Here is a 26,639-nt window from a genome sequence, read left to right as displayed (position 1 = left end):
CGACGATCGCCGGTTGGGCTGAGCGGCCCGGGATGCGCCTCCGGACAGGACACATCGCAAAGCCGGGCCTCCCCTCGGGCGGCCCGGCTCACGCGTTGGATGGCCTTCAGTGGGCTGGGGCGCGCAGGAGCCGATCGCGTGTGCTCTCCGGCAGCACCCGGCGCAGGACCGGTGCGCGGGAACAGAGGCCATCGGCGAAGGCCGCGACGAGGTCATGCGGCACGCCGGGGCTGAACGAAGCCGCAAACAGGTATCCAGCGCCGAGCATCGGCTCGGACCACGCCTGCCAACCGGCCAGGACCGCGTCGTCCGCCTCGGCCACAAGCGCCAGGGGGTCACCATCCTGAATGAGGGGCGGCACTTCACCGAGGCGGACGTGCGAGGCGAACGTCGGATCCACCGCACCCGCACCGGGCTGACCGGTGTCACGCGGCCAACCGTGCGCCGCGACCGCGTCGAGGACCAGCTCGGGGCCACCGAGCGGCACGGTGGGCTGATCGCGGGCGTCGAGTGCGGCGAGGAAGGCGGAGAGGACCTCGCCGGGCACATCAGGAGTGAAGTAGGCCGACCACCGCGCGAGCGGGCTGCTCGGCTCCGCGCGAGCGGACACCTGCCAGGCAATCGGCAGATTCCCCAGGCGGAACGGCTCGTCCGGCAGGACCCACTGCGCCCACCGCCGCGAGTCGGGACTGATGTGAAGGACGGTGCTGCGTAGGACCTGACGGGCCTCGGCCGCCTCGTCCGGCTCCTGGCGCCCGCGGACGATCGTCAGACTCGTCCAGTCCAGATCGTCGAGCGTATCGGCCACAGCCTCGTACAGGCGCCCGTCATCACCGGCCAAGTGCCGGGGACCGACCCAGTACGCGAGTGGGGCGCTGGCCGGGACAGGCAGGCCGAACGGAAAATCGGAATGCAGGTACGCCTCCAAAGGCTGGAAGTCTTTTACGGTTCTTTGAGCGGACGTGCACGTCCGCTCGGTCGTCAACGACCAGGTGCACATCGTCGGCGGAGAACCGATCCATCACGAGCGTGTCCTGGCCCGGAGCGAACAGCCAGGCACGCAGCCGAAGGACCTCGAAGGTGGTGGGGAATCCGGACTCCAGGGGACGCCGCGGTCTCCGGCAATCACCTCTATGACCTGGTGCTGTGAAGGAACGTCGTCCACGTTGACATGCCGCTGCAACGTTGGCCAGTCATTCGTGGCTCCTGTCTGTCTGCCTCCGGCGAACTGCGATATGGAGCCCGAGACATCACGGTCGAACCGAGAAAGGAAGTGCGCGTGACGCGGCCAGTACTGATAGTTGCTCCATGGATGCGATCGAGTCCGCACGCGCCGTCGTAGATGAACATCACGCTGACGCGCGAGCCGCCCTCCTGGGAGGCAGCGTGGTGACAGGCCGCCGCACAGCCACGTCTGACCTCGACATCGTGGTGCTGCTCCACGGAGCCCCGGCCCCGTACCGCGCGAGCGTCCAGTACGCCGACTGGCCGGTGGAGATGTTCGTACACACCGAAGCGACGTGGCACGCCTACGTCGAACGGGAACTACGCAGGCGCCGGTCACCGCTGCTGTGGATGTGTGCCGACGGGCTGCTGCTCTTCGACACCGACGGACTTGGAGCACGCATCGCCGCGGAAGCCCGGAGGCTGACCGCCTCGGGACCGTCCCCGGAGTCTGCGGAAGAGATCGACGATCGCCGCTACGCGATCACCGACCTCCTGGACGACCTCGCGGGAAGCAACGACCAGAGCGAGCGTCTCTTCGTCGCGACCGAACTGGTCCGACGGACCGGTGAGCTGGCGTTGGCCGTCGGCGGTTCGTGGGGTGGTGGGGGGAAGTGGCTGGCACGCCGTCTTGAGACGACCGCGCCAGAGCTCAGCACGCGCCTCCACCACGGCCTGCAAGAAGTACTGAGCGGGAGAGTCGAGCCCCTTGTGGCCGTCGTGGAGGATGTGCTCGGACAGGCCGGCGGCCGGTTGTGGGTCGGCTACAAGCGCGCCGGAACTCCCTGAACGATCTCGCCCCGCACGGGACCGACGCCCCGCCAAGCCTCGCTGTCTCGGGCCTGCGTGGGCGCCCCTACGTCAGTTCGTCGGCAATACGCGGTCAGCCTTTCGCCGACGTCGACTCTCAGGAGGCAAGAACCTCATCGAGGTACGCCTGCACAGGCTCGAACAGCCCATGTGGAACGTATTGAGGAATCTCGCCCTGGCTTCGTCCACGAGAACAGGCAGCAGATGTTCACCACTTCGGTAGGCACCCCGCGTACCGAGGATTCGAACGGTGACGCTGCACACCGTGATGTTGCACGGTCTCGTGCAGCGGATGAAAAACGTGTTGGCTGGTCCGTCGCTGAGCTGTGACGATGCTTCTGTTCCCTTACGGAGGATGTTTGTTCGTTTTCGTGTGCGCCGGCTGTGGGGGCAGGCTGACCGTCCCGTTGTCCCAGGTCGCGCTGCCGGCCCACGCTCATCAGAAGTACGGGAACGGGATCCAGCTCCCGGTGCTCATGGAGTCGGGCACGTTCGCGGTGGACCCGGAGCCCTGGGGGCCACCGTGGCGGGGGTGGGAGGAGATCCGGCCGGACGAGGCGGCCGCCCGCGGTGTCTACGCTCCGGTGTACGCCCTTTCCGACGGCGCGCCCGGCGCGATCGTCATCGCGCCGGGCGATGCCAGCGGCACGGTGCTGATCCCGGGAAATCGTGGCGGCGGCTACTGCTGCGGCCTTGACGGTGCCGACGGACCCAACGTGGCCTGCGCGCAGTGTTCCCTGCCCGTGGCGAGCCGGATCGACGACTGCTCGCTCTGGCAGGCGCTGTGGCTCACCCCGAACGCCGTACGCCGCCTTCCCGTCGACGGCGCCGACGCCGCGCCGCTTTCCTGGTCCCAGCTGATGGCCGAAGGCAAGGGCACACCCCTGTTCGAGCCGATCGCCACCTGGGGGCGGACGGCGGCAGGCCACTGGTCGAACTACTGGTGGTCGTGGAGCCCGCAGTGGGAGGCGGCGGCCGGCCGGGCGCTCGCCCACCTGCTGGCGGCTTCGGAGGGCCACCCGGTGATGGTCCCAGGCGGCTTGGTCGGGCAGGTCTTCCAACGCGCGCTCGACGCCCTGTTGCCCGCGGGCCCGCGGGCTTGTTGTGCCGTCCTGGCGGGACCTGGACTGCCGGCCTCCAGCGAAGACGCCTCCATCCTCCTCGTGCCGTCCCATCCTCAAACAGGGGAGACCTGGGCCCCGGCCGACCCGGCGCCGTACCTGGTACCGCTGCCGTTCGGGGTGTGGCTGTGGCTGGCCTTTCCCGGGCCGGACCTGCCCGTCCCCGCGTCGGGGACCCTGCCCGCCGGTACCCTCCGCGACGACTTCGACCCGCCCGCGCCACGCCCCGGTCGCCTGTTCCGGGCCGACCCGGAAGCGCTCCGGCACACCCTGGTCCGGCTTCCGGCCGTCCGCAGCCCGTGGCTGCGCGAGATCCTGGAGAACCTCACGCACCACATGCGCGCCGGCCTCTTCTAGCCGACTAAGACCGTGTCCTATGTGGGGCTGGCTCGTTGGGCTCGTCATGGGGCGGGGTACGTGGAGTTGGATTGTTCCGGATGGGCTGTGGGAGATCGCGGAGCCGCTGATCCCGCCGTCGAGGGTGCGGCCGCAGGGCGGTGGGACGCAGGACACGCCTGATGAGACGCTGTTCGCCGCGATCATCTACGTCCTGGTCAGCGGATGCGCCTGGAGGGCACTGCCGCCGTGCTTCGGGATATCGAAGTCGACGGCCCACCGCAGGTTCCTGATCTGGTCAAGAGCCGGTGTCTGGGGCCGGCTCCACGAGGAGATCCTGCACCGTCTGGACGACGCCGGCCTGCTCGACCTGTCCCGGGCGGTTCTGGACTCCGCCCACGTGAGGGCCAAAAAAGGGGCGAACTCACGGGTCCGAGCCCCGTGGACCGGGGCAAGCCGGGTTCCAAGATGCACGTCCTGTCGGACGCGAACGGACTGCCCCTCCTCGTCGGCCTCTCCGCGGCGAACACCCACGACAGCCTCGCGCTGAAGCCCATGATGACGGGGCACCAAACGAGACACGACCCCCACCGAGGCCGGTACTTCAAGCCTCAGCGTCTCCACGCGGACAAGGCATACGACGTCCCTCACCTGCGAAAATGGCTTTGGGGCAGGCACATTGGCGTGCGCATCGCCCGCAAGGGAGTCGAGTCCAGCGAACGATTAGGGCGCCGCCGATGGGTCATCGAACGAACCATGTCCTGGCTCACCGGCTACCGCAGACTCAACCACCGATACGAACGTCATCCCCGCAACTACCTGGCCTTCCTCGGCCTAGCCGCCGCCCTCTGCTGCTACAAACGACTCCGCCGACTCACCACATAGGACATGGTCTAACAGGGGCAGCACGTCACTCTCCGGAACCGCCGCAATCAAACAGCACCAGATCCTGGTGCCTCCCGAAGTGTCGTGGACAAAGCCACTCGCCCCGCGTCACCCAGCAAGATCGGCCGCGCACGACGTCGAGTCGGTCAATGGCGATCTGACAGGGCGGACAAGCTGGGCGTGAGCCGCCCCAGGACCTCCTGTCTCACGACGTGAGTCAGGCCCAGTGCCAGGTGCGCGGCTGGGGCCGCAGCCCCAGCCGCGCCTCGTCGAGAGCTCGACGGCGCCGCGCCCTACGGGCGAGCGGCTTCCCGCCTGCGTGTACGTTCGCGGTCTGGCCGGGAATTGCGGGGATGGGTGGGGTTGAGGAACCACTTGCGGGCCGAGGCGAGCCACCAGATTCCGCAGAAGGCGACCACGACGCCGACCGCGATCGGGGCGTAGTTGAAGGTCTTCGCCGTGACTGGTGCGCTCTGCGGCAGCATGAACAGCACTGTGATCACCAAGACCCACATGACGGCGATCGTGCCGACGATGGTGGACCAGGAACCGAGGTGCCAGGGGCCGCGCTCGAACCGGTCCCCCTGGCGCAGCCGGAGAAACGTGGGAATCACGTACGCGATGTAGAGGCCGATGGTCGCGATGGAGGTGACGGCCGCGTAGGCGGTGCTGTTCCACAGGTAGGGCAGGCCGAGGGCGAAGGCGCCGCCCGTGGCGAGCCAGACGGCGTTGGTGGGAGTACGCGTGGCGGGGTTGAGCTTGTGCCACGTCGAGGAGAAGGGCAGAGCGCCGTCACGGGAGAACGCGTAGATCATGCGGGAGTTGGCGGTCACGGACGCCATCCCGCAGAAGAGCTGGGCGACGATGATCACGAGCAGCAGCCACTTGCCGGCCACTGTGCCGAGGGTGTCCATGAGGATCTGTGCCGGGGGCACGCCGGTGCCTGATTCGAGGGCTCCTTCGTAGGACTGGATGGCGTACGTGAACCCGAAGAGGAGGACGAACCCGGCTACGAGGGAGACGAGGATCGAGCGGACGATGCCCTGGGGGCCGGCGGTGGAGGCGTCGATGGTCTCTTCCGTCATGTGGGCCGAGGCGTCGTAGCCGGTGAAGGTGTACTGCGCCATCAGCAGCCCGATCAGCACCACGTAGACGCTGGACGAGAAGCCGGTGTTGTTGACGAACTCGCCGAACACGAAGCGCGTCGACTGGTGGTGATCCGGGACGAGGACCAGGGCGCCGCAGATCACGACGACGCCCAGGATGTGCCACCAGATGGACACCTCGTTGAGGAAGGCGACGACGTGCACGCCGAAGGTGTTCAGGACGCCGTGCAGGACGAGGATGATCCCGAACAGCGTGATCGTGTGACCGGGCGTGACGGCAAAGCCGAATTGGAGTTCGAGAAGGGCGTTGAGGAAGTTCGCGGCACCGAAGTCGATGCCCGCGGTGACCGCTATCTGCCCGAGCGTGTTGAACCAGCCGGTGAACCACGCCCAGGCCGCCGCCGTGCGCTGGGGGGCCATACGGTGCGCCCAGAAGTACAGGCCCGCGCTGGTCGGGTAGGAGGAGCAGACCTCGGCCATCGACAGGCCCACGAACAGCGTCATCAGGCCGACGAACAGCCAGCCCCACATGATCACCGCGGGCCCGCCGGTGTTCATGCCGTAGCCGTACAGCGTCATACAGCCGGACAGGATGGAGATGATCGTGAAGCTGACGCCGAAGTTGGCGCGGCCGGACATCGAGCGGGAGAGCGTCTGCTGGTAGCCGAGTTGCTTGAGGCGTTCCTCGTCGGAGACGCGGGAGACGTCAAGAGGCATAGGGGTGCCGTCCTTCGTACGGTCGGAGGGTGTGTCGAGTGCTCAGTGATGCCGACGCCGCGGCGGGCTGTAGGCCCAGGCGCGGTGCCGCAGGAACAGTTCGTTGGCCTGGCCGCAGTAGGACCAGGGAACCCGCGTGGCGTAGGAACCGATCGCGTCGAAGACCTCCAGGGCCTCCTGGTGGCGGTTCGCGAACGACAGCGCGTGAGCGAGATAGTTGGCGTCATCGGCGAAACAGGCATGCGGACGCGGTGCGCGGTAACGCCACCAACGCTCCAGCACCGGGTCGACCTGCGGACACTCGATCCAGGGGTGGATTGTCAGCCCGTAGGCTTTCGGGTCCTGTTCCTGGCGGGACCGGTGCGCTTCCGCGAGGACGACGAGGGGCAGGACCGCGATGGGCAGCCCTCTGGGGGCGATGGATGCCTGCTCGTCAGCCCACCACGCCGCCTCACCCTGCGCGCCGTGGTGGCCGGAGAGCAGGTAGGTGACCACCTCATGATGTGCCTCCCGGTTCCAGGGGTCACGCTGCTTGATCTCCTCCCACACACGGTCGAGCGTGTTCCGATTGGGAGCGTGCGTACGCAGCAGCGCGAGCATGACGACCAGTGGAGCGACATCCTGCGGCCATACGTTCAGCGCGGCGCGGCACGTAGCCCAGGCGTCCTCCATCAGCGTCCGGCCGCTGTCGCGTCCGGCGATCATCGCGCGCAGGGCCTGCACATTCGCGAGCAGCGCGAGGGCGTGCGGGGAGCGCGGCTCAGCTTTCGCCCAGGTGTCGGCGCACCTGAGCCGCGCCCCGGCTTCGGCGAGAACCTGGAGACGGAAGATCCGGCGATCCCAGTCCGGCCCGGTCGAGGTCAGCAGGTCGCGCGGACCCTCCCACCGCCCCATAGCGGCGTCATCGAGCGCCCGCCGCAAGGGCTCGTCGCCCCTCGCCGGGTGAGTGTCAAGAAGTCGCGGCGCTCTCATCCTTTCTCACCGCCTTGTCCGTTCTCGGCCGCGTGACCGCCGTGCCGCCGGGCGTCGTGCTCCTGCCTTCCTGGCCCCGCAATTCGAACTCGTACGGACCGACTGGCTCGCGGCCTCGGGAGGAAAGCGCGCTACGGTCGTCGCGCGTTTCCCGATTGCGGACGGGCTCGCGGTGTCCGTATCCTTCCGGGCAACGCGCTGACGGAGATGAGTAGCCAGGGATCACGCGAGCCGAGAGAACCGCCGGAAGCTGGGAAGGCGGTCTCGCGCCCCGAGGTGAAGACCCTCCCGAGCGCGGGGAGGAACGACCCCATCTGGTGGTCCAATGCCCCGCCGGCCGGCCCCCGTCACCGGGCTCGAATGAGGCCGTCACTCTGTGGCGGCGAAAGTGCGGTGGTACCGCGAGTTGCCCTTCTCGCCCGCACTCCCAAGGGATCATGACGACGTCCTCCGGAGGACCGAAATGATCCACAGCCGCGTACACGTCTCCGACCTGCGAGAACACGTGGGCCGTACCGTCTCCGTCTGCGGGTGGGTGAACACCCTGCGCCTGCAGCGCAAGATGCAGTTCGTCATCGTGCGGGACGGCACCGGCCTGGTGCAGGTGACCCACAAGCGCGACGACGGGCCGCTGGAAGCCCAGCTCGAATCCCTCACCGCCGAGTCCGCCGTCCGTATCACCGGCCGCGTCGTCGACGCCGCACAGGTCAACCTGGGCGGCCTGGAGATCGTCCCCGCAGCGGTCGAGATCCTGAACCTGGCCGCCGCCCCGCTGCCGATCGACGAGCACACCGGCCTGGAGCAACGGTTGGACTGGCGGTTCCTGGACGTGCGCCGACGTCCCGCCACCCAGTTGATGTTCGCCGTGCAGACCACCCTGGAGCAGGGGATGCGCGAGTACGCCTACGCGCAAGGCGCCACGGAAATGCACACCCCCAAGCTCATGGGCACCGCCTCGGAGTCCGGCGCGGAGGTCTTCGAACTCGGCTACTTCGACCGCAGCGCCTACCTGGCTCAATCGCCCCAGTTCTACAAGCAGATGGCGATCTCGGCCGGGATCGACAAGGTCTTCGAGATCGGACCGGTCTTCCGCGCCGAGCCGTCGTTCACCTCCCGGCACGCCACCGAGTTCACGGGAGTCGACGTGGAGCTGGCCTGGATCGACGACGTCGAGGAGGTCATGTCGTTCGAGGAACAGATGCTCGCCCACGCGATCACCAAGGTCGCCGACACGCACGGGCAGGCGATCAACGAGCTCTTCGGCGTCGAGGTCACCGTCCCCACCACACCCTTCCCGCGCATCACCATGGCCGAGGCGCACGAGATCCTGCGCAAGGGCGGCTGGGACCCTCAGGAGGCCAAGGAGGACCTGGACCCGGAGGGCGAGCGGAACATCTCCGCTCACATCAAGAAGGCCACCGGGCATGACTTCGTGTTCATCACGCACTACCCGGTCGGCATTCGGCCCTTCTACCACATGCGGTCGGCCGCCGACCCGGCCGTGACCTTGAGTTTCGACCTGCTGTGGAAGGGACTGGAGGTCACCACCGGCGCCCAGCGTGAGCACCGCTACGACGTGCTGCTGAAGCAGGCCGCTGAGAAGGACATGAGCCCCGAGCCGATGCGGGACTACTTCAACGCGTTCCGGTACGGATGCCCGCCGCACGGCGGGCTCGGCATGGGCCTCGGACGGGTGTTGATGGTGCTGCTCGGCCTGGACTCCATCCGCGAGGCCACCTTCCTCTTCCGCGGGCCCAACCGGCTCACTCCGTAGCCGGCTGTGGGGTGCGTCCCACGACACGGGCCAGCGCCTCGTGTCGTGGGACGCGGTCTCAGTAGCGGACATTGCGCAGGTCATGTGTCCACGCCTCGCTCGGGTTCTTGTCCCAGTAGGCCCGCAGCGCCAGCTCCCTCTCGGAGAAGTGACCCTGGTGGCACAGCCCGCCGTGAGACAGGGTGACGCTCATCGCGAGCGCCGACTCGGTGGTGACCCAGTGCGGTGTCAGCGCGTGGCTCCAGAGCTGCTCTCCGGGCCGCATGGTGACGGATTGACGGTCGGCCGCATCGTGATCGGGCGGATCCTCGCCGGTGGTCTCGCCGATGACCGCCGCTTCGGCCGGAAGGTGCTTGTCCGGGTCCTGGTAACTATGGAAGGTCTTGATGCCATGGACCTGCCAGACCAGGCCGTGGGAGTTGTCGTTGTGGTACGTCGAGGCCGCGCCCTCTGTGGACAGGAACAAGATGGGCGCCAGGCGCTGCCAGGTGAATCCTCGGGCGGACAGCTGGGCGCGCCAGGGGATCATGACCTCTTCCTGGAAGCCGTCCAGGAGATCGGCGTAGAAGCGGCTGAGGTTGAAGTGCACCAGCCGGAACGGCCAGGTGACGATCTCCTCCACCGGCGCGGTACGAAACGCGGCGGTGCGGTCCATACGCACCTGCCAGTCCTCGTCGCCCAGGATCGTGAACCGGACCTCCGGGTCTTTCCGGAGGAGGTCGAGGACATCGACGGCGGGCAGAAACGTGTAGTCGAAGAGGATGTCGATCGGAAAGTTCGGCGGCTGCCGCCACCGCTGGATGAAGTCGTCGGGTGTGCTGATCGTCATGGAGCGGTCCATTGGGTTGTGTGGTCGTGCCGCCCTCGCGCCGGCGCCGAGCACGACGCACTCTGGTCGTCGCACGTGGCCGGGGAGCGGCAGATGGCCGCGCAGTCCGGGGTCACCCGGTCCTGCGGCGGAGCGGTCAGGAACTGTTTGATGGCGGCACGGGGCGCGTCAACGCTGATTGACGCCTGGCCGTAGGGGCAGCGCCGTATCTGACCGTCGGCGGATACATACGCGGTCGCCGAGCGGCACGGCCACCGCTCGGCTCCGGCGGAGGGAAGCTGCAGATCCCGCAGCTCCCCGAGATACCTCCGGTACCGGTCGGACAGAGCGAAGTAGCGGCTCAGAACGTTGGCGTCGAGGTGCTGCTGCGCCAGATAGTCCTGCACCGACCTGCTGTCCCTGCGCAGGGCACGCTCATCGAGGACGACGGGGCTGAACTGGATCTCCACCCCTGACTCGGACACGAGGTCGGCCAGGTCCCGGCACTCATCGTCTCCCAGACGCCAGCAGGCGACGTGAAGGATCTTGATCTCGGTGCTGATGGCACGCAAGGTCGCGATGCCCGATGCCGCCGTACGGTTGGTGCGCCCCAGCAGCATCGCGCCCCGCGAATCGGCGGAGACGCTTACGTTCGCCAGCAGAGGCGACACCTCGAAGAGGTTGATGACCTCGGTCACTGTGCGAGCCGATGTCACCATCGACACCGACATGCCGAACTGATGGGCCAGCCGAACGAACTGCCTGAGCTGCGGGTGGTGGGTCGGTTCCCCGCCGGTCAGACAGATCCCCTCCACGCCCGTCTCCTTCAGCCGCGACAGAGCGCGGGTGTACGTCGCTGTGCTGAGGAAGCCATGAGCGCGGTCAGCCCGGAAACAGAACCCACAGGCCACCTTGCAGTGGCCGGCCGTAGAGATCAGCGCCGTACGGACATCGGTGTTCATTGCACCCCCGTGTGGTCCCACACCGCGATCTCCACGGTGCTCGTGTAGAAGGCGCACATCTCAGGATCCGGGGTGCTGCCACCGATGAGGGCCTGCTCGTTGCGCGCCGGTCCGCCGCAGACGGCGAGGGCCGGGCAGTCCCCGCACTCGGGGATGGGCGCGACCTTCTTCGCCACGCCGGCCAGCAGGCCGGGGTCGGCTCGTAGCTCGTCGAGAGTGTGCAAGAACGACGGCTCGGTGAAGTTGATGTCGCAGAGGCTCACCAGGTTTCCGGGGAGCAGGGCGGCGTTCAGACTGCGATCGCCTTGCATGTGGTCGAACAGCATCGGACGCCGGGTATCCAGAGCCTGGTAGGCGCGGTCCAGCACGGAGAACAGCATTCCGCCCCGTCCCAGAGCGGCCATACGGGCCTCGTACAGCTCACGGGCCAGGTCAACGCCTTCGACCTGCCATCGGCCCGAGGTCGGTATGGGCGTGTTGACGTAGATGAAGCCCAGACCGAGATCGTCGATGATCCACCGGACGGTCTCGGCCAGGCGGCCGATGTTCGCGGCCGTCGGCGTGAGGTTGCAGCCCACGTGCAGGCCCTCGGCTTCGGTGAACCGGGCGATGTTACGGCGAATCCGGTCGTCCGCGGGCTGCCCGCCGAGCAGAAGGCGGTGAGCGGAGTTGATGCCCGGCGGGCCGTCGATGGAGATGCCGACGCCGTACTCGTACGCGACGAAGTGGTCGAGAGCCTCGTCCGTCAGGCGGGCGCCGTTGGTGACCACCGTGCGGCGCACTCTCGCCACGTCATAGCGGTCGGCGAGGATGTCGGCGAGCTGGTCGCCGTACCGCATGAGGTCAAACCGAATGGTCGGCTCACCACCGAACCACTGTATGGACACCTCCTCCTGCCCGGCGTTCTGCTCGAACAGGAACTCCAGCCCCTCATCGAGCTCTTCCTCCGTCATGTCCGGCTCGCCGGTGTTCGTATCGACGAAGCAGTAGGTGCAGGCCATGTTGCAGCGGTTGGTGAGGACCACGCGCAGACCGCTGATGCGGCTGGGGGCCCGGTCGAGACCGAGGAGTCGAAGACGGATACGGAGCGCTTCGCGCCGATCGGCCACGGGGCCTTCGGGGGTGAAGCCGAGCCCTGCGAGGGCTTCATGAGTCGCGGTCGGGGGGACCCCGGCGAGGTCGTGGACCTCGCCGGGTTCGATGAACACACTGTCCAGTGCGACCGGGTCGAGGAGAACCGCTTCCCCGTCCCGCTCGTACTGGAAGTACTTCCCCCACAGCATCCGGGGGACGGCCATGGTGGTCAGGCCGCCGTTTCCTCTTCGGCGATACCGAGTTCGGCCATGACAGTCCGGACCTTCTCCTCGGCGGCGGCCTGCAGCTTCGCGGACGTGGCCGGGGATCCGCCGTCGGAGAGGACGATCACGCCGGGCAGTGTGGGGTTCGGCGCGATGACCGTGATCCCGGCCGGGTCGCTGCCTATGACCATGATCGCGTCTTTCAGTTCGACCCAGTCGGTCCCCTCCTTGAGCGCTTCGATGATGCGGCCTTGGTTTTCCTGGAAGGAGGCGCGCTCGCCCATCCACACGCCCGCCTTGGACTTGGAGTCCACGACGTCCGCGTAGATCAAGTGGTCGTTCTTCTCTCGCCTGGCTTGAGGCATGGCTGATCCTCTCTGTGTGCTGGATGTACTGGAACGCCCCCTTGCGTCCGCCGGGGGCCGGCGGGGACCGCTCCGCTCGGGGAGTTCCGGGCGGAGCGGCACTTGATTGCCCTGCGGCAACCGAGCACGGTGATCCGGCGCCGGGATCGGTGGGCCCCGGGCCGCAGAGCAAGTTCTAGAGGGGGCCTTCGCGCTCTCTGCGCGCATTGACCAGGGCACGGTGCAGCCCATCGGGCGGGTTGAGGGCGCGAGGCCCGGCCGGCAGCCGGTACCAGTACAGTCCGGGGCCTGTGGTGCGATCTGCTTGCGGCACCACTACGTGGCAGCTCAGCCCCAGCGCCACCGTTCCCGGTTCGTCCCACCGCGCCGCAGTGCCCAGCGGCGTCAGGAAGTACATCCGCGGCTCACGGCCACCGTCGTCGAGAATGACCGGCCCGACGGGCCGTCCTTGCTCCTCGATGAGCGTTACGGCCCGGCGCCCTACATGTTCAGGCGCACGAATGGCATCCCACCACCTGCTGGCGGGACACAACTCCGGCTCCCTGCCCACGGGCATCCACCTCGGCATCCGTGCGGCCGGGATCGCGTCCGGCATAGGAAAGGCCCCCTCACAACTGGGTGTGAGAGGACCATTCCAGTCTCAAGGCAGGTGTGCGCGGACAAACTGTCCGCACCCGAATCGAGCCAACTCCACTCTTGCTAGGGCGGGTTGTGCTAAGCGACACCTGCCCAGGCACCGAACGCCGACAGCTCGGCAGACGGGTGCGCGTCCATACGCAGCAAGGAGCCGGTGGTTTCGCGTACTGATGGGTGGAATCGGGTGTGGTTCGGAGCAATCCTCCGTGCCTGCTTCAGCTCGACGAACGCGCCGCCACGGTCGCCTTCCGCGAGACGCGCGGAGGCCACATCGATGTGGTGGTGGCTGGATCGCTCGCCAACCGTCGCAGCCGGCGGCGCCCACTCGGCTCCGCCTTGGCCCCATTCGGCGAGCCGAGCCAGGGCCTGCTCGCTGTCACCGGTGTCGATCAGGGCGTGCACCATGTGAATCCTGATGTTCGTCGGTCCGAAGCTCATCTCGTAGGCGAGGCTGTCCCGGTTACCCGCCATGCGCGCGACCTGCGTGGCCTCCCTCAGGAGCTCTTCCGCTCCGTCGGGGTTGTTCTCCCGCGATTCGACCACCGCGAGCTTCAGCAGGAGTGCCCCGTCGACCGACAGCGTGTCGTCGGTGTACGAGCGCTCCGGCTGGAGCCTCTCCAGCTCCCCGCGCAGCCCCTTGAGCTTGCGGCGGGCCGACTCGGTCGCACCCTGGCGCAGCATCGCCCCCGCCACCAGGAAGGCGGCCGTGACCTGCATGAGCGGATCACCGCTTCGGTCAGCGGCCCACCGCACCCGCTCCAACGCCGTGTTGCCGAGGTCGTGGTGCCCCATCTTGTGGGCGAGGCTGTTGACCGCGCGGTAGGCGCGGGCCAGGTGCCAGAAAGCCTTCTGCTGTTCGTCACCACGCGAGCCGAGAGCCACGTGGGACAGCTCCGTGATCACCGCGGGCAGCAGCGGGCCCATCGGCACATACCGTGCGTCACGCCGGAGAGCCGCGATCTGGTCAACCTCGGAGGCCAGGACCGGCAGAGCTCGCGGGCGGGTCTCCAACTCATCGGGCGTATCGAAGCACAGCATGATGCGCCGCAGCTCCGGGATAACGGCGTGGACACCGTCCTCGGCCTCCGGGGCCCCGTAGTACGGCTGACCGGTCAGCACATCCGGGCCGAAGTGCAGTGCCCGCGCCAGAGCCAATATCAGGCTCGGCGTCGCCTTTCGTGCGCCCGACTCCAGCTTCTGGATCAGGCTGGCGGAGACCGCGACCCGCTGGGCAAGCTGCGCGGCGGACAACCCCCGCGTCTTACGTGCCACCCGGAGCCGGTCCCCCAGCATCAAGCTCTCACCCATGTCGAGATCCCCTCGCTGATTGGAGCAATACGGCCAGAGTACGGACTGTGCCCCTGCTCCCAGAAGGCCCGTCACTAAGAGTTAATGGGCCGTCCTTCCTATGCCGAGTCTGTCAAACAAGCGGTGTAACAAGGGGGTTGGGGCTACTGGCAGGCTGCTGAGAGGCGGCCGTCGAAGGTGATGTCGAAGGCGTTCAGGGCAGTCTTCCAGCGCATCGTCCAGCGGGCCTGGCCCTTGCCGGTGGGGTCCAGCGACATGATGGCCATGTAGACGCATTTCAAGGCGGCGGTCTCGTTCGGGAAGTGGCCGCGGGCCTTGACTGCCCGCCGAATCCTGGCGTTCACCGACTCGATGGCGTTCGTGGTGCAGACGATGCGGCGGATCTCGGTGTCGAACCGGAGGAACGGCGTGAACTCCTCCCACGCGTTCTCCCAGAGCCTGACGATCGCCGGATACTTCTTGCCCCACGCGTCGACGAACTCCGCGAACCGCTCGAGTGCGGCTTCCTCGGCCGCGGCGGTGTAGACGGGCTTGAGGAGCTTGGCGATCTTGTCCCAGTCCTGGTGGGCGGCATAGCGGAAGGAGTTCCGCAGCAGGTGGACCACGCAGGTCTGGACGGTGGTGCGGGGCCAGACGGTCTCCACCGCGTCGGGCAGGCCCTTGAGACCGTCGCAGACGAGCATGAGGACGTCGTTCACGCCGCGGTTCTTGATCTCGGTGAGGATGTGCATCCAGTGCTTGGCGCCCTCGCCGCCGTCGCCTGCCCACAGGCCCAGGATGTCCCGCCGGCCCTCGACGGTGACGGCCAGGGCCACGTAGATCGGCCGGTTCGCCACGGCACCGTCGCGGATCTTCACGTGGATCGCGTCGATGAAGATCACCGGATAGATGGCGTCGAGGGGCCGGTTCTGCCACTCGGCCATGCCGTCCATGACCTTGTCGGTGATCGTGGAGATGGTCTGGCGGGAGACTTCGGCGCCATAGACCTCGGCCAGATGGGCCTGGACCTCACCGGTCGTCAGGCCCTTCGCGGACAGCGAGATCACCATCTCGTCCACACCGGACAGGCGCTTCTGCCGCTTCTTGACGATCTTCGGCTCGAAGCTGCCCTCGCGGTCGCGGGGCACGGCTATCTCGACCGGGCCGACGTCCGTCAGCACGGTCTTGGCCCGGGTCCCGTTGCGGATGTTGCCGCCGTTCTTCCCGGCAGAGTCGTGCTTGTCATAGCCGAGGTGGTCAGTAATCTCGCCTTCGAGGGCGGACTCCAGGAGCCGCTTGGTCGGCTGCTGGAGCAGCCCGCCCTCGCCGGTCAGTTGCAGGCCCTCGGCCTGGGCGCGGCCGACCAACTCGTCGATGAGCTGGTCGTCCACCTTCTTCACCGGCTGCGGCTCAGCAGAGTTGACGGACTCGGCCTCGGTCACGTTGTCGCTGGTCATCGATGCATCTTCCTTGATCAGGAGTTACACCGATCGTTTTACAGTCCCCCGCGTAGAGGCGGAGACGGTCCTTTTATCGGGGTTGCGCAGGTGCCTACAGACGGAAGCCCCCCAAGTGCCCAGAGTTCGAGGTCCTGGTCGGCCACTCGCGAGGAAGGGCAGCCGACGACGTCGCCGACACCTGCTCGGCCATGCGACCGCAGGCGCTCGGCACGACCGACATCGGGAGATCGTCGCTATCCCTGTCCGAGGTTCCGGAGAACCGAGCCGCAGAAACCGTCGTTCGATGGCCGGACCAGACAGATCAGACGCCCCACGTGCAGCAGCCTCCTCGACTACGCTCTCCGGTGTCATTGAGAAGAGACATCACGTGTGGACCTCCGTAGAGTCCGTACGGTCGGGGAGAGACGGTTACAGGGTGTACAGCGCGCAGCAGAGTCGCATCGAGAGTTTCATTTGGGGGATCGCAGACGACGTTCTCCGCGATGTGTACGTACGCGGTAAGTACCGCGATGTCATCCTCCCTATGCTCGTCCTCCGGCGGTTCGATGCAGTGCTGGAGAAGACCAAGGACGACGTCCTACGTACGTATCAAGACCTCAAGAGTCGCGGGCTACTCGACCCCGGATTGCTAGACCTCCCCCTGCGAGAGGTGGCTGGAGAAGCCTTCTACAACACCTCTCCCTTCACCCTCCAGAAGCTGGCCAAGCGGACCACTGCGGAACAGCTCCGCATCGACTTCGTGGCATACCTGGACGGGTTTTCTCCGAACGTCAAGGAGATTCTCAACAACTTCGAGTTTACTAACCAGATCCCCAAGCTAACCCGTAACGGCACCTTGGGCATGCTGATCAACAAGCTGCTGTCGTCGGAGATTAACCTCTCCCCCGAGCCCATGCTCGATGCCTACGGTCACATCCGTCTGCCGGGTCTCGACAACCACGCCATGGGCACGATCTTCGAGAACCTCGTACGACGATTTAACGAAGAAAATAACGAGGAGGCTGGCGAGCACTGGACCCCTCGTGACGTCGTCAAGCTAATGACGCGATTGATGTTCCTCCCAGTCGCAGACAAGATCAAAGGCGGCACCTACCTTCTATACGACGGCGCGTGTGGCACTGGCGGCATGCTAACGGTCGCCGAGGAGACCCTCCGCGACCTCTCGTCCGCGCACGGTGACAATCATGTCGTCACCCGACTATACGGCCAAGAGATCAACTCCGAGACGTATGCCATCTGTAAAGCCGACATGCTCCTGAAGGGTGACGGCGAGGCAGCCGACAACATCAAGGGCGGCCCCGAGTGGTCCACCCTCTCGAACGATGCGTTCCCTCTCCTCCACTTCGACTTTATGCTCGCCAACCCTCCTTACGGCAAGAGCTGGAAAGCCGACCAGGAGCGTCTCGGCGGGAAGGACAACATCTCCGACCCCCGCTTCAACGTAGTTTTCGCCGGCGACACGATGTCGTCCTCCTTGGTCACCAGCTCCAGCGACGGTCAGATGATGTTCCTCGCGAACATGGTGTCGAAGATGAAGCCCGAGGGGCAGCAAGGCAGTCGCATCGCCGAAATCCACAACGGCTCGTCCCTCTTCACAGGGGACGCTGGCAGCGGCGAAAGCAATATCCGACGCTGGATCATCGAGAACGACTGGCTCGAAGCGATCATCGCGCTCCCGCTGAACATGTTCTACAACACGGGTATCGCCACCTATATCTGGGTAATCACCAACCGCAAGTCCGAAGCCCGGAAGGGGAAGGTGCAGTTGATCGACGCCACAGGCCGGTCGACTCCGCTGCGCAAGAACCTGGGCAGTAAGAATTGCGAACTATCCCCGGCCGACGCTGGGCACGTGACTCAGGCTTTCCAGAACTTCACACAGACAGAGCACTCGAAGATCTTCCCGAACGATGAGTTCGGCTACTGGAAGGTCACGGTGGAGCGACCGCTGCGGCTGCGCAGCCAGTTCACGAAGGACCGAGTGCAGGCCATGCGCTTTGCCTCTGGTGATGCGGCGGCGAGGGAGTTGCTCTACGAGAAGCTCGGTAATGACCTATACACGGACTTCAAGAGCATGGCGAAGCAAGTTCGTGAACAGCTGAACCTGTGGGCCCGCGCGACCGGCCCTGACGAGGACGAAGTGGACGCTGATGTGCCGGTCCTCAAGGAGGCTGCACACAAGAAGCTACTGAACCCTGCGACGTGGGAGCGCGACGGACAGCTGGTCACGGTAGGCACCGCCCTACTCGGTGAACTGGGTGAGCAGGTCTTCGACGACTACAACGAGTTCGACCGTCAGGCTGGCGAGGCGATGAGCCGACTCGGCTGCAAGCTCAGCGCGGCGGACCGCAAGGCGTTGCTCCGCGGCGTGAGCTGGCGCGACGAGACTGCCAAGCCAGTGATCCTCAAGCGCCACAAGGCCCAGACGGCCCCTCGCCCTCTGTATGGCCTGTATGAGATCGAGGATCCGAAGTCGGGGAGGTCGCAGCCTCGTGTCGTCGAGTACGAGCCTGATAGCGAACTGCGCGACACGGAGCAGGTGTCACTCCTGGAGGACGGCGGGATCGAGACATTCTTTCGCCGCGAGGTCCTACCCTACGTGGAAGATGCGTGGATCAAGGAGAGCGCGACAAAGAAGGGCTACGAAGTCAGCTTCTCTCGGTACTTTTACAAGCTACCGGTTTTGCGTAGCCTAGAGGATATCCGGGCGGATATCGTGGCACTGGAGAAGGAAACCGAGGGGCTGCTCGGCGACCTGTTTGACGAGGGGTCCGAGTGAAGGCAAAAATCTCCGCATACCTGCACTACTCAGATGCCGCGCAGCCATGGGTGGGCTACATTCCTGCACATTGGAAAACGTCTCGCGGAAAAAACCTGTTCACACTCATGTCGCGCAGCACCAGGCCTGGCGACGAAGTTGTGACTTGCTTCCGAGACGGAACCGTCACTCTGCGAAAGAATCGACGCACGACAGGATTTACTGAATCCGTCAAGGAAATTGGATACCAGGGGGTCCGCAGGGGCGACTTGGTTATTCATTCCATGGATGCGTTCGCCGGCGCGGTTGGAGTATCCGACTCCGATGGAAAATCCACCCCAGTATATGCGGCATGCAAGCCGCGCCCTGGCGTGGTAGCCGAATATTATGCTCTACTCATCAGGCATATGGCCCTCTCTGGCTGGATCACCGCCTTGGCCAAAGGAATCCGCGAGCGTTCCACGGACTTCCGGTTCAGCCAGTTTGGCTCACAGCACCTTCCGGTACCTCCCCTTGAAGAACAGCAAGCAATTGTGAAGTACGTGCGTCACATCGAGCGAGAGGTCGGAGCGGCAGTAATTATCAAGAGGAAACTTATCGCCCTCCTGGACGAACAGCGCACGTCGGTCATCGAAGACGCCGTGAAACGCGGAGCACCTGGTGCCATTACAGAGCCAGATCTATGGAATCACCTGGAAGTCAAGCGGGTCGCGAGCCTCGTCACATCAGGTTCTCGCGGATGGGCAACGTACTACTCCGATACGGGAGACTGGTTCCTGCAGAGCGGAAACATCGGAAAGCGACTAAACCTCAAACTTGACAAGGTCCAGTGTGTAAAAATCCCCGACAGTGCTGAAGGGATTCGCACTCGCGCCAGAGAGGGCGATCTACTCGTCTGCATTACAGGCGCAATGACGGGAAACATTGGAGTCGTCCAGTATGAACTTCCATACCCTTCTTATGTAAACCAGCACGTGGCGCTCGTCAGACCCCGTCCAGAGCTCATCAATTCCGAGTACCTCGCCCTAGCCCTACACTCACAATCGGGGCAGCAGCAATTTAAGATGAGCGAGTACGGCGGCACCAAACAAGGCCTTGGACTTGCGGAGGTGAAGTCGGCCAGAGTTCCCGTTCCACCCTTGGATGCACAGGTCGAGATTGTGCAGTACGTGGCACGCGAGGCACGGAATATCGAATTTGCAATTTCGCGCACTGAGCGCGAAATCTCTCTTCTGCGCGAATACCAGAACCGTCTGACCGCCGACGTGGTCACCGGAAAGCTCGACGTACGCGCCGCCTCAGCCGCGCTGCCTGACCTGGACCCGCACAACCCCAGCCTCGCAGCGGCGTGCGCCGGCGCCGAAGATGGGCTGGATGCCAACGCCCTAGACGGTGACGATACGACCGAGGAGTCGACGTGAGCAGCGCAGCAAGGCTGTACGGCGGTACGGACATGAGCGAGGGAGCCCTCGAACGCGACATGGTCTCGGACATGACGTCACTCTCGGGTGGGTGGATGGAAGGTTCTTCCGCCTCCTACGACCGCAGGCTCGCCATCGATACCGAGCAGCTCCGGGCGTTCCTGGAAGAGACGCAGCCGGAGGCCGCCGCGGCATTCGAGCTCGGCAACCGCCAGTCCGACATCCGCACCCAATTCCTCGACCGCGTCCATCGCTATGTCACCACATACGGCGTCGTGGATCTCTTGCGGAAGGGAATGAGCCACTCAACCAGCACGGGCTCCTTCGAGGTGTTCTTCTATGGAGCAACGCCCTCGCAGGGCAATACCATCGCCGAGCATCGCCACCGCGCCAATCGTTGGAGCGTGACCCGTCAGCTGCACTACAGCCAGGACAACTCACAGCTGGCCCTGGATCTGGCCCTCTTCGTCAACGGTCTGCCGCTGACGACGTTCGAGCTGAAGAACCACCAGACGAAGCAGACCGTCGAGGACGCCGTTGAGCAGTACAAGAACTCACGTGACGCGCGCGAGCCACTCTTCGCCGACGGCCGCTGTTTGGCTCACTTCGCCCTAGACGAGCACTCGGTGCGGTTCTGCACACAGCTGGCGGGTGATAAGTCATGGTTCCTCCCCTTCGACAAGGGGTGGGAGGGCGGCGCCGGCAACCCGCCCAATCCGGATGGCTACCGGACCGCCTATCTCTGGCAGGACATCCTGTCGCCCACGAGTCTCTCGGACATCATCGAGCACTACGCGGCCCGTCTAGTCGAGAAGGATCCGAAGACCAAGAAGACGAAACGACGGCAGATCTTCCCCCGGTACCACCAGCTGGACTCCGTCCGCGCCCTGCTCAAGGACAGCGCGGCGAACGGCGCGGGGCAGCGGTATCTAATCCAGCACTCGGCCGGCAGCGGCAAGTCCAACTCCATTGCGTGGCTGGCGCTCCAGCTGGTCGGCTTGGGTGGCGACGACTCGTCTGTGTTCGACGCGGTGATCGTGGTGACCGACCGCATCAATCTGGATACGCAGATCGAGCGTACGGTCAAGTCATTTACCCAGGTCCGGTCTACCGTCAAGCATGCCGACAAGTCCAAGGACCTACGCCAGGCCCTCGCTGATGGTACGAAGATCATCATCTCCACCGTCCAAAAATTCCCGGTGATCCTCGAGGACATAGGCCACACGCATCGGGACCGACGGTTCGCTGTCATCATCGACGAAGCACACTCTGGACAGGGTGGAAAGACGACGCACGCCATGAGCAGCGCGCTCGGTGCTGCTGACGATGCCGCCGAGGAGGAGGAGGAGGAGGAGACAACCGAGGACAAGATCAACAAGATCATCGAGAGTCAGAAGCTTCTCGGCAACGCAAGCTACTACGCCTTCACCGCCACACCCAAGCCCAAGACCCTCGGCTACTTCGGCCGTACCGGGGCGGATGGCCAGAAGCACCCCTTCCACGTCTACACGATGAAGCAGGCAATCGAGGAAGGCTTCATCCTTGATGTGCTGAAGACTTACCAGACGGTCGACAGCTACTACAGACTCGTCAAGTCAGTCGAGGACGACCCCGAGTTCGACGCGAAGAAGGCCGCGAAGACACTGCGGCGCTACGTCGAGGGCGACCGCGCCGCGATTCAGGCCAAGGCGTCGATCATTGTCGATCACCTCCTGGACCACGTGATCCGGCCTCGGAAAATCGGGGGGAAGGCCCGTACGATGCTGGTCGCCGACGGAGTCGATAGGACGCTGGACTACCACTCCGCCATCGAGGAGCGCCTGAAGCAGCTGGGCAGCCCATACCGCGCCGTTGTCGCCTTCGCGGGAGAGCACCAGCACGGCGGAAAGAACGTCACGGAAGCCAGTATCAACGGGTTCCCGAGCAGTGCCATCGAGGAGACATTCCGCGAGGATCCGTACCGCATTCTGGTCTGCGCAGACAAATTCCAGACAGGCTACGACGAGCCACTTCTGCACACCATGTACGTCGACAAGCCTCTGTCTGGTGTCCGGGCCGTCCAGACCCTTTCTCGACTCAACCGCGCCCGCCCAGACAAGCGCGATGTCGCGGTTCTGGATTTCTACAACAAGCCCGAAGGTATCCAGAAGTCCTTCGAGAAGTGGTACCGCACGACGACGCTCGCCGATGAGATCGATCCCAACAAGCTCCACGACCTGCGGGTGTTTCTCGACGGAACCGGGGTCTACGGCCAAGAGGACATAGATGTGTTCGTCAGGATGTTCCTGGCCAAGGAAGACCGGGCACATCTTGAGGCGTTCCTCGACCAACTCGTCCTCGCATACCGGGAACTCGACAGCGAGGACCAACAGGTCGAGTTCAAGGGGACAGCCAAAGCGTTCGTGCGCACCTACGACTACCTGGCTGGAATCCTCCCCTACCGCAACCCCGAGTGGCTGAAGCTATCGATCTTGCTGACGTTCCTCATCCCGAAACTGCCCGCGCCGATCGAAGAGGATCTGTCCAGAGGCATCCTGGAGACGGTCGACCTGGACAGCTACCGGGCCGAGCAACAGACCGCGATCAGTATCAGCCTGGGCGACGAGGACGCCGCGTTGACGGTCGCCTCGCCCACCGGGACGGGTCGGCGGGCGGAGCCCGAAATGAAGCCCGCCTCCGTCATCGCCGATGACTTCAACCGAGCCTTCGGCAACATCCCATGGACCGACAAGGACCGGATTCTCCGTCTGATCGCGGTCGAGATCCCAGCGAAGGTCCGTGAGGACAAGCAGTACCTCAACGCCCAGAAGTACAACGACGAGCAGAACGCCAGGGTCGAGGGCGCCGCCGCTGTCCAGCGAGCAATCCTGGAGTTTGTGACGTCTGACACCGAACTGTTCCGCCAGTTCGCGAGCAACCCCTCATTCAATCGCTGGTTGAACGAGACGGTCTTTCGGCAGACCTACGACCCGTCGGCCGGTGAGGAAGGTAATCCCGGCGGGCCGCCGTCTTCGACGAACGACGACGACTCTGCTGCCTGACGGCTCTCGTCACACTTCGATGGCCACCGGGACGGGAATCCTAGCCTCGATCTCACTGCGGATCGGAGTGAGGAGGTCCGTCTCGGTGTCCCTCGTCCGAATACTGACCAGGAGTGCATACCTGACAGGAAGCTCGGCCCGATCCAGCGCGTTCTGCCGGTTCCACCAGCCGCCTCCGGGATACACGGCGATATGAGCCCGTTCGGCGAGATCACGTGCCGTGCCCTCCCACAGGTCCGAGCACAGGCTGCCGCGCTGCCTCTGCTGAGAGCCGATTAGCCAGCCAGGGTCCGTCTTCGACTTCTTCTTCCGCGCGCCAACGCCGTACCCCACTTCGGCCGCGGCCGCGTCACGGGACACTCTCAGTTGGAACTCCTCCGCACCCTCGTCCGGACGAGGTAGGTCGAAGCGGAGCTCGTGCGAGGGGTACGAGAAGCGATCACGCCATCCCTGGCCTCCGACCCAGGGCTCCACGAAATACGAAAGGGTGACGCGCATGCGGACCCGCTCGTCGCCAAGAGCATGCAGTTCCCTGACCGGCCAAGGCAGTTCGTGGATCTGCATCTGGGCGAACCCTAGCTGCCTCCGTCTAGTACGGAAGGGCAAGAACTCCTCTTCCGCAATGAGCGTTAGATCGTGAAAGGAGCTGTCCAGGAGGCGCTCCTCACCGGGCACCCCCCATCCGTACCGTCTCAGCAGCGCCCCGAGAATCTGCTTGTTCCCCTTGGTTTTGAAGGCGCCCGCGACCTTGAAGTGCTCCCACATCGTCGGAGTCCACTCCGCAGAGTGCACCAGCAGTCCCCGCACCGCTTCGGGGCCCAGATGGGGATAGCGCTCCATCACTAGCGCGGCGAGGCGTGCGGCCTGGGCGGTCGCGGGGCTCGTAGCGTGGACCGCATCGACCAACTGATGGGCGCTCCGAGAGGTCGTCAGCAGGCCATGACTGGGCACGGCTGCTGTGTCGAGTCCACCTCCCGGTGCTGGCTGCCACAGTAGGTTGCCGCCCTCCATAACGATGTCGGGCTTGTTGGGCCATCTGCTGTCCAGTGATACCCCCGTACGGCTGAGAGGCGAGAGCTCACCTTCCCGGGCCATGGGCCTCCACCCAGCGTGGGACGATCCTTGTTCGGGCACTTGGGCCATCCGGGTGTACGCGCCCACAGTGACCGCGTTCCAGCTCTGCGCCGGATCTTCCACCGGCATAAGGTCACAGCGGGACAGATGTTCCTGGTCGTACCCCTCTCGCACATTCCCAGCTGAGATGAGGACTAGACGCGCCGGCCCGGGCCGACCCGACGTCAGCAGGGAGATGTCCCCGTCCGCGGAGACTGCCACGTCATGGCCATAGGCAAGGGCATCAACCGTCGTAGACCAGGCCGAAGGTTGGCCGGCTTCGGGAGATGGCACCCGCGTGTGGTCGGTGACAGACATGGAGTAGACGCGCCGCGTCAGCGGAGCCTCAATCTCGGTCAGCGCGACAGCCTCCGCCATGACGGTTCCGTAGTCCCCTGCGCACCGCGGCTCGCCGTCTAGCCCAAGAATCCGCACAGACTCGATGCGATGACGCAGGTGTATGGGCAGGTTACTGCCGAGCGCACCGGATAGGTCCCCGTACAGCGCGAGGCCAGCCATGGCGGTGCCGTGGCCATCCACGTCGCCTGCGAGCCCTTCCGTATGGAGGGTCAAATTCCGGGTCAGGGAGTGCTTCAGGAGGGGGTGCCGAGCAAGGACGCCTCCATCGAGAATCGTGACCGCCGGTGCATCCGTGCGCTGTGCGGGTACGGTCCGGGCCTGGAGGTCAGCAACGAGGTCCTCTCGGAGGGAGAGGGGGGCCTCGACGAAGGCTCTGGTCGCTACGGACGGACGTACCTCAACAGGGAGGGCATTTGTCCCTACCAAGCTGGCAAGCTGTGCAGCAGTGCCCTGCACATGGACGATCGTGCGCCTCGCGAACGTCAGACTGTAGCCGCTCAAAGCCAAACCGAGGACGGGGACAAGTCGCCTCAGGACGTCCAGTGGCTCCTCTTCGCGCGTGGTCGACCGCTCCAGCCAGACCTGCCACCAGCGCACATCCGCGGGTGGGATCCCCTCCCCACGCCACAGGTCGCTGATCGAGGCCAGAGCGATGCCCTCGACGTTGCCGACCAGATCGGATTCGCCGATGGCGTCGGAAGGCGGCTCCCCCTCGGTGGAAGGGGACGCTGACTCCGCATAGGAATCGATGCGTCGGTGGAGTCGCTCCGTGCCTTGCCTGCCCACTGCGACGAGAGCAACCTCAGACCTCGTCGCTCCGGGCGGTGAGGTCATGGCCACCAGACGGCAACCGACCGAATCGAGCTTAGAGATCGGAAGCGGGTAACCGGGGGCCGATGTGAAGGCGAGTAGTGTTTCATCGGCCGCCTCGCCGGACGGAATACGAGCCCGTCGGGCTTCTCCCGCGTCCAGGGCCGCGCCGAGATCTACCTTGAGTCGGCTCGCGTGGGCAAGAGGATCTGTGAGAGGGCGAATCTTTCCCCCACTCCCGCCACTGGGAGCCTTGAACGACCGGTCGTACGCCGGCGGCAGCCCCAAGTGACGGGAGCTCCGCCCGCCTTCCTGCTCAGGCATCGGAAGCCGCACGGCGGTCGGCCAGAGCCCTATCGAGCGCGGCGGAGTCGATCACGTCACTGCCTCCCAGGATCGCGTTCTTCGCAGCCGACTCCGCTGCGGCCACTAGTTCCGCATGGCTGAGTCCGACAGCGCCTGACGCTACCTCAGTCCACGGCACTCGCGATGTGTTCATGATCGACAGCCGGCGCCGGAGGATCTCTACGGCCTCGCTCGGACTCGGCCTGTCGTACCCCACAACGAGATCAAACCTGCGGAACAGCGCACGGTCCAGGATGGTCTCGTGGTTGGTTGCCGCGATCACCAAGCTGTGCGAATCCAGCTCGTCGAGAAACAGGAGGAACGAGTTCAGGATGCGCCTGGCCTCGCCAACGTCATTGCCCGCGATCCGCTCCGCCCCCAGGGCGTCGAACTCGTCGAAGAGGTACACCGCGCGCGTGCGCCCGACCGCATCGAAGACCGTGCGTAGTTTCGCCGCCGTCTCTCCCATGAAACGGCTGATGAGTCCGTCAAGCCGGATCGTGTAAAGCGGCAGACCCAGCTCGTGGGCTATTGCCGACGCAGACATGCTCTTGCCAGTCCCAGGCGGGCCGGTCAGCAGCATCCGATGAACGGGGGAGAAACCGAAGTCCGCCAGCTTCCCCCTCTGTCGCTGTTCGGATAGGACCCGATCCAGATGCGCCCGCACATTGGGGTCGAGGGTCATCTGGTCCAGGCCGTACTCAGGGTGGCTGTGGTTAAGTATCCCGGCTAGCTCGCCGTCTGAAGAGGGCGACCCCACCGGTTCTAGACGGCGGACTCTCGTCCTTCTGGCAGCATCGATGAAGTCCCGGAGCGAAGCAGCTGCACGGGTGTGCCCTTGTCGCGCTTCTCGCGCCGCCACCTGCAGAGCAACCGAGTAGAAGCCCCGGTCGTCACCCGCCGCATGGGCCTCCACCAGCGCCCTGACATGTTCAGCAGACGCAGCCATGAGACTCGGGCACTCCTTCCTTGGTCATCGGCCCGCCCTCACAGACCCCCGGAGAGCAACTTCAGGGTGCCACCAATCCAG

General features: G+C 65.3%; 18 protein-coding genes. 7 read left to right on the top strand and 11 right to left on the bottom strand.

The genetic code is table 11. The features are described 5' to 3' along the window. Positions 1–106: 106 nt before the first annotated feature. The gene (locus ACIO3P_RS14265) at positions 107–928 is read right to left on the bottom strand and encodes a DUF317 domain-containing protein (protein WP_401849419.1); all 822 of its coding nucleotides are present in this window, start codon (positions 926–928) and stop codon (positions 107–109) included. A 380-nt stretch (positions 929–1,308) separates the two neighbouring features. On the opposite strand from ACIO3P_RS14265, the gene ACIO3P_RS14260 reads away from it, so the two are divergent. The 3 genes from ACIO3P_RS14260 (at position 1,309) to ACIO3P_RS14250 (ending at position 4,376) form a co-directional block, all read left to right on the top strand. Continuing rightward, on the top strand, positions 1,309–2,013 hold the full coding sequence (locus ACIO3P_RS14260; protein ID WP_401849418.1) for a nucleotidyltransferase domain-containing protein: 705 nt from the start codon (positions 1,309–1,311) through the stop codon (positions 2,011–2,013). Between the two features lie 380 nt (positions 2,014–2,393). Beyond that, positions 2,394–3,512: a hypothetical protein gene (locus ACIO3P_RS14255; protein WP_401849416.1), complete on the top strand. Its 1,119-nt coding sequence runs from the start codon at positions 2,394–2,396 to the stop codon at positions 3,510–3,512. 46 nt (positions 3,513–3,558) lie between these two features. After that, positions 3,559–4,376, top strand: a protein-coding gene (locus ACIO3P_RS14250) for an IS5 family transposase (RefSeq protein ID WP_329821322.1) whose coding sequence is annotated in 2 segments (ribosomal slippage) — positions 3,559–3,907 and positions 3,907–4,376 — 819 coding nt in all. Because the reading frame shifts where the segments join, the coding sequence is not laid out codon by codon here. 293 nt (positions 4,377–4,669) lie between these two features. On the opposite strand, the gene ACIO3P_RS14245 is transcribed toward ACIO3P_RS14250, so the two are convergent. Both ACIO3P_RS14245 and ACIO3P_RS14240 read right to left on the bottom strand, forming a co-directional pair. Beyond that, positions 4,670–6,199: an amino acid permease gene (locus tag ACIO3P_RS14245; protein ID WP_401849414.1), complete on the bottom strand. Its 1,530-nt coding sequence runs from the start codon at positions 6,197–6,199 to the stop codon at positions 4,670–4,672. A gap of 42 nt (positions 6,200–6,241) precedes the next feature. Further along, positions 6,242–7,093, bottom strand: a complete 852-nt coding sequence (locus ACIO3P_RS14240; protein ID WP_365806326.1) for a hypothetical protein — start codon at positions 7,091–7,093, stop codon at positions 6,242–6,244. Positions 7,094–7,634: 541 nt separating this feature from the next. Here ACIO3P_RS14240 and aspS point away from each other — a divergent pair. Further along, a complete protein-coding gene (aspS, locus tag ACIO3P_RS14235; RefSeq protein WP_401849413.1) occupies positions 7,635–8,945 on the top strand; it encodes an aspartate--tRNA(Asn) ligase in 1,311 nt (436 codons plus the stop codon). A 58-nt stretch (positions 8,946–9,003) separates the two neighbouring features. On the opposite strand, the gene ACIO3P_RS14230 is transcribed toward aspS, so the two are convergent. From ACIO3P_RS14230 to ACIO3P_RS14205, 6 genes are all read right to left on the bottom strand, one after another. Next, a complete protein-coding gene (locus tag ACIO3P_RS14230) occupies positions 9,004–9,774 on the bottom strand; it encodes a hypothetical protein (protein ID WP_365806330.1) in 771 nt (256 codons plus the stop codon). Beyond that, the gene (locus tag ACIO3P_RS14225; protein WP_401849411.1) at positions 9,771–10,715 is read right to left on the bottom strand and encodes a radical SAM protein; all 945 of its coding nucleotides are present in this window, start codon (positions 10,713–10,715) and stop codon (positions 9,771–9,773) included. The genes ACIO3P_RS14230 and ACIO3P_RS14225 overlap by 4 nt, the downstream gene beginning before the upstream one ends. Next, positions 10,712–12,013, bottom strand: a complete 1,302-nt coding sequence (locus ACIO3P_RS14220; RefSeq protein ID WP_401849409.1) for a radical SAM protein — start codon at positions 12,011–12,013, stop codon at positions 10,712–10,714. Before ACIO3P_RS14220 ends, ACIO3P_RS14225 begins: the two co-directional genes overlap by 4 nt. A gap of 5 nt (positions 12,014–12,018) precedes the next feature. Next, positions 12,019–12,327 (bottom strand): hypothetical protein, encoded by a 309-nt coding sequence (locus tag ACIO3P_RS14215; RefSeq protein ID WP_401849408.1) that lies wholly within the window; start codon positions 12,325–12,327, stop codon positions 12,019–12,021. A 765-nt stretch (positions 12,328–13,092) separates the two neighbouring features. Further along, positions 13,093–14,322, bottom strand: coding sequence for a helix-turn-helix domain-containing protein (locus ACIO3P_RS14210; RefSeq protein ID WP_401849406.1), 1,230 nt, complete (start codon positions 14,320–14,322; stop codon positions 13,093–13,095). A 143-nt stretch (positions 14,323–14,465) separates the two neighbouring features. Continuing rightward, on the bottom strand, positions 14,466–15,758 hold the full coding sequence (locus tag ACIO3P_RS14205; protein ID WP_401849405.1) for an IS256 family transposase: 1,293 nt from the start codon (positions 15,756–15,758) through the stop codon (positions 14,466–14,468). A gap of 286 nt (positions 15,759–16,044) precedes the next feature. Here ACIO3P_RS14205 and ACIO3P_RS14200 point away from each other — a divergent pair, with 286 nt between their 5' ends. From ACIO3P_RS14200 to ACIO3P_RS14190, 3 genes are read left to right on the top strand one after another with little or no spacing between them, the layout of a single operon-like run. Then, positions 16,045–18,540: an N-6 DNA methylase gene (locus ACIO3P_RS14200; protein ID WP_401849403.1), complete on the top strand. Its 2,496-nt coding sequence runs from the start codon at positions 16,045–16,047 to the stop codon at positions 18,538–18,540. Then, positions 18,537–19,940: a restriction endonuclease subunit S gene (locus ACIO3P_RS14195; protein WP_401849402.1), complete on the top strand. Its 1,404-nt coding sequence runs from the start codon at positions 18,537–18,539 to the stop codon at positions 19,938–19,940. The genes ACIO3P_RS14200 and ACIO3P_RS14195 overlap by 4 nt, the downstream gene beginning before the upstream one ends. Beyond that, positions 19,937–22,981, top strand: a complete 3,045-nt coding sequence (locus tag ACIO3P_RS14190) for a type I restriction endonuclease subunit R (protein ID WP_401849401.1) — start codon at positions 19,937–19,939, stop codon at positions 22,979–22,981. The genes ACIO3P_RS14195 and ACIO3P_RS14190 overlap by 4 nt, the downstream gene beginning before the upstream one ends. 9 nt (positions 22,982–22,990) lie before the next feature. On the opposite strand, the gene ACIO3P_RS14185 is transcribed toward ACIO3P_RS14190, so the two are convergent. Together ACIO3P_RS14185 and ACIO3P_RS14180 are read right to left on the bottom strand one after the other, a co-directional pair. Next, positions 22,991–25,552 carry a S8 family peptidase gene (locus ACIO3P_RS14185; protein ID WP_401978153.1) on the bottom strand — a complete coding sequence of 854 codons (2,562 nt, stop codon included), beginning with the start codon at positions 25,550–25,552 and terminating at the stop codon, positions 22,991–22,993. Positions 25,553–25,580: 28 nt separating this feature from the next. Beyond that, the gene (locus tag ACIO3P_RS14180) at positions 25,581–26,558 is read right to left on the bottom strand and encodes an AAA family ATPase (protein ID WP_401849397.1); all 978 of its coding nucleotides are present in this window, start codon (positions 26,556–26,558) and stop codon (positions 25,581–25,583) included. Between the last annotated feature and the right edge of the window lie 81 nt (positions 26,559–26,639).

This window comes from Streptomyces sp. NPDC087310 (genome assembly GCF_044744405.1).
GTDB lineage: Bacteria > Actinomycetota > Actinomycetes > Streptomycetales > Streptomycetaceae > Streptomyces.
Note: the sequence above shows the minus strand (reverse complement) of the source record. Positions and strands in the feature narration are given on the sequence as shown.

Coding starts and splice junctions, on each gene's coding strand:
- ACIO3P_RS14230 (WP_365806330.1), bottom strand. CDS start 9,774: ATGACGATCAGCACACCCGACGACTTCATCCAGCGGTGGCGGCAGCCG.
- ACIO3P_RS14245 (WP_401849414.1), bottom strand. CDS start 6,199: ATGCCTCTTGACGTCTCCCGCGTCTCCGACGAGGAACGCCTCAAGCAA.
- ACIO3P_RS14225 (WP_401849411.1), bottom strand. CDS start 10,715: ATGAACACCGATGTCCGTACGGCGCTGATCTCTACGGCCGGCCACTGC.
- aspS (WP_401849413.1), top strand. CDS start 7,635: ATGATCCACAGCCGCGTACACGTCTCCGACCTGCGAGAACACGTGGGC.
- ACIO3P_RS14200 (WP_401849403.1), top strand. CDS start 16,045: ATGGCCGGACCAGACAGATCAGACGCCCCACGTGCAGCAGCCTCCTCG.
- ACIO3P_RS14205 (WP_401849405.1), bottom strand. CDS start 15,758: ATGACCAGCGACAACGTGACCGAGGCCGAGTCCGTCAACTCTGCTGAG.
- ACIO3P_RS14210 (WP_401849406.1), bottom strand. CDS start 14,322: ATGGGTGAGAGCTTGATGCTGGGGGACCGGCTCCGGGTGGCACGTAAG.
- ACIO3P_RS14260 (WP_401849418.1), top strand. CDS start 1,309: ATGGATGCGATCGAGTCCGCACGCGCCGTCGTAGATGAACATCACGCT.
- ACIO3P_RS14220 (WP_401849409.1), bottom strand. CDS start 12,013: ATGGCCGTCCCCCGGATGCTGTGGGGGAAGTACTTCCAGTACGAGCGG.
- ACIO3P_RS14180 (WP_401849397.1), bottom strand. CDS start 26,558: ATGGCTGCGTCTGCTGAACATGTCAGGGCGCTGGTGGAGGCCCATGCG.
- ACIO3P_RS14240 (WP_365806326.1), bottom strand. CDS start 7,093: ATGGGGCGGTGGGAGGGTCCGCGCGACCTGCTGACCTCGACCGGGCCG.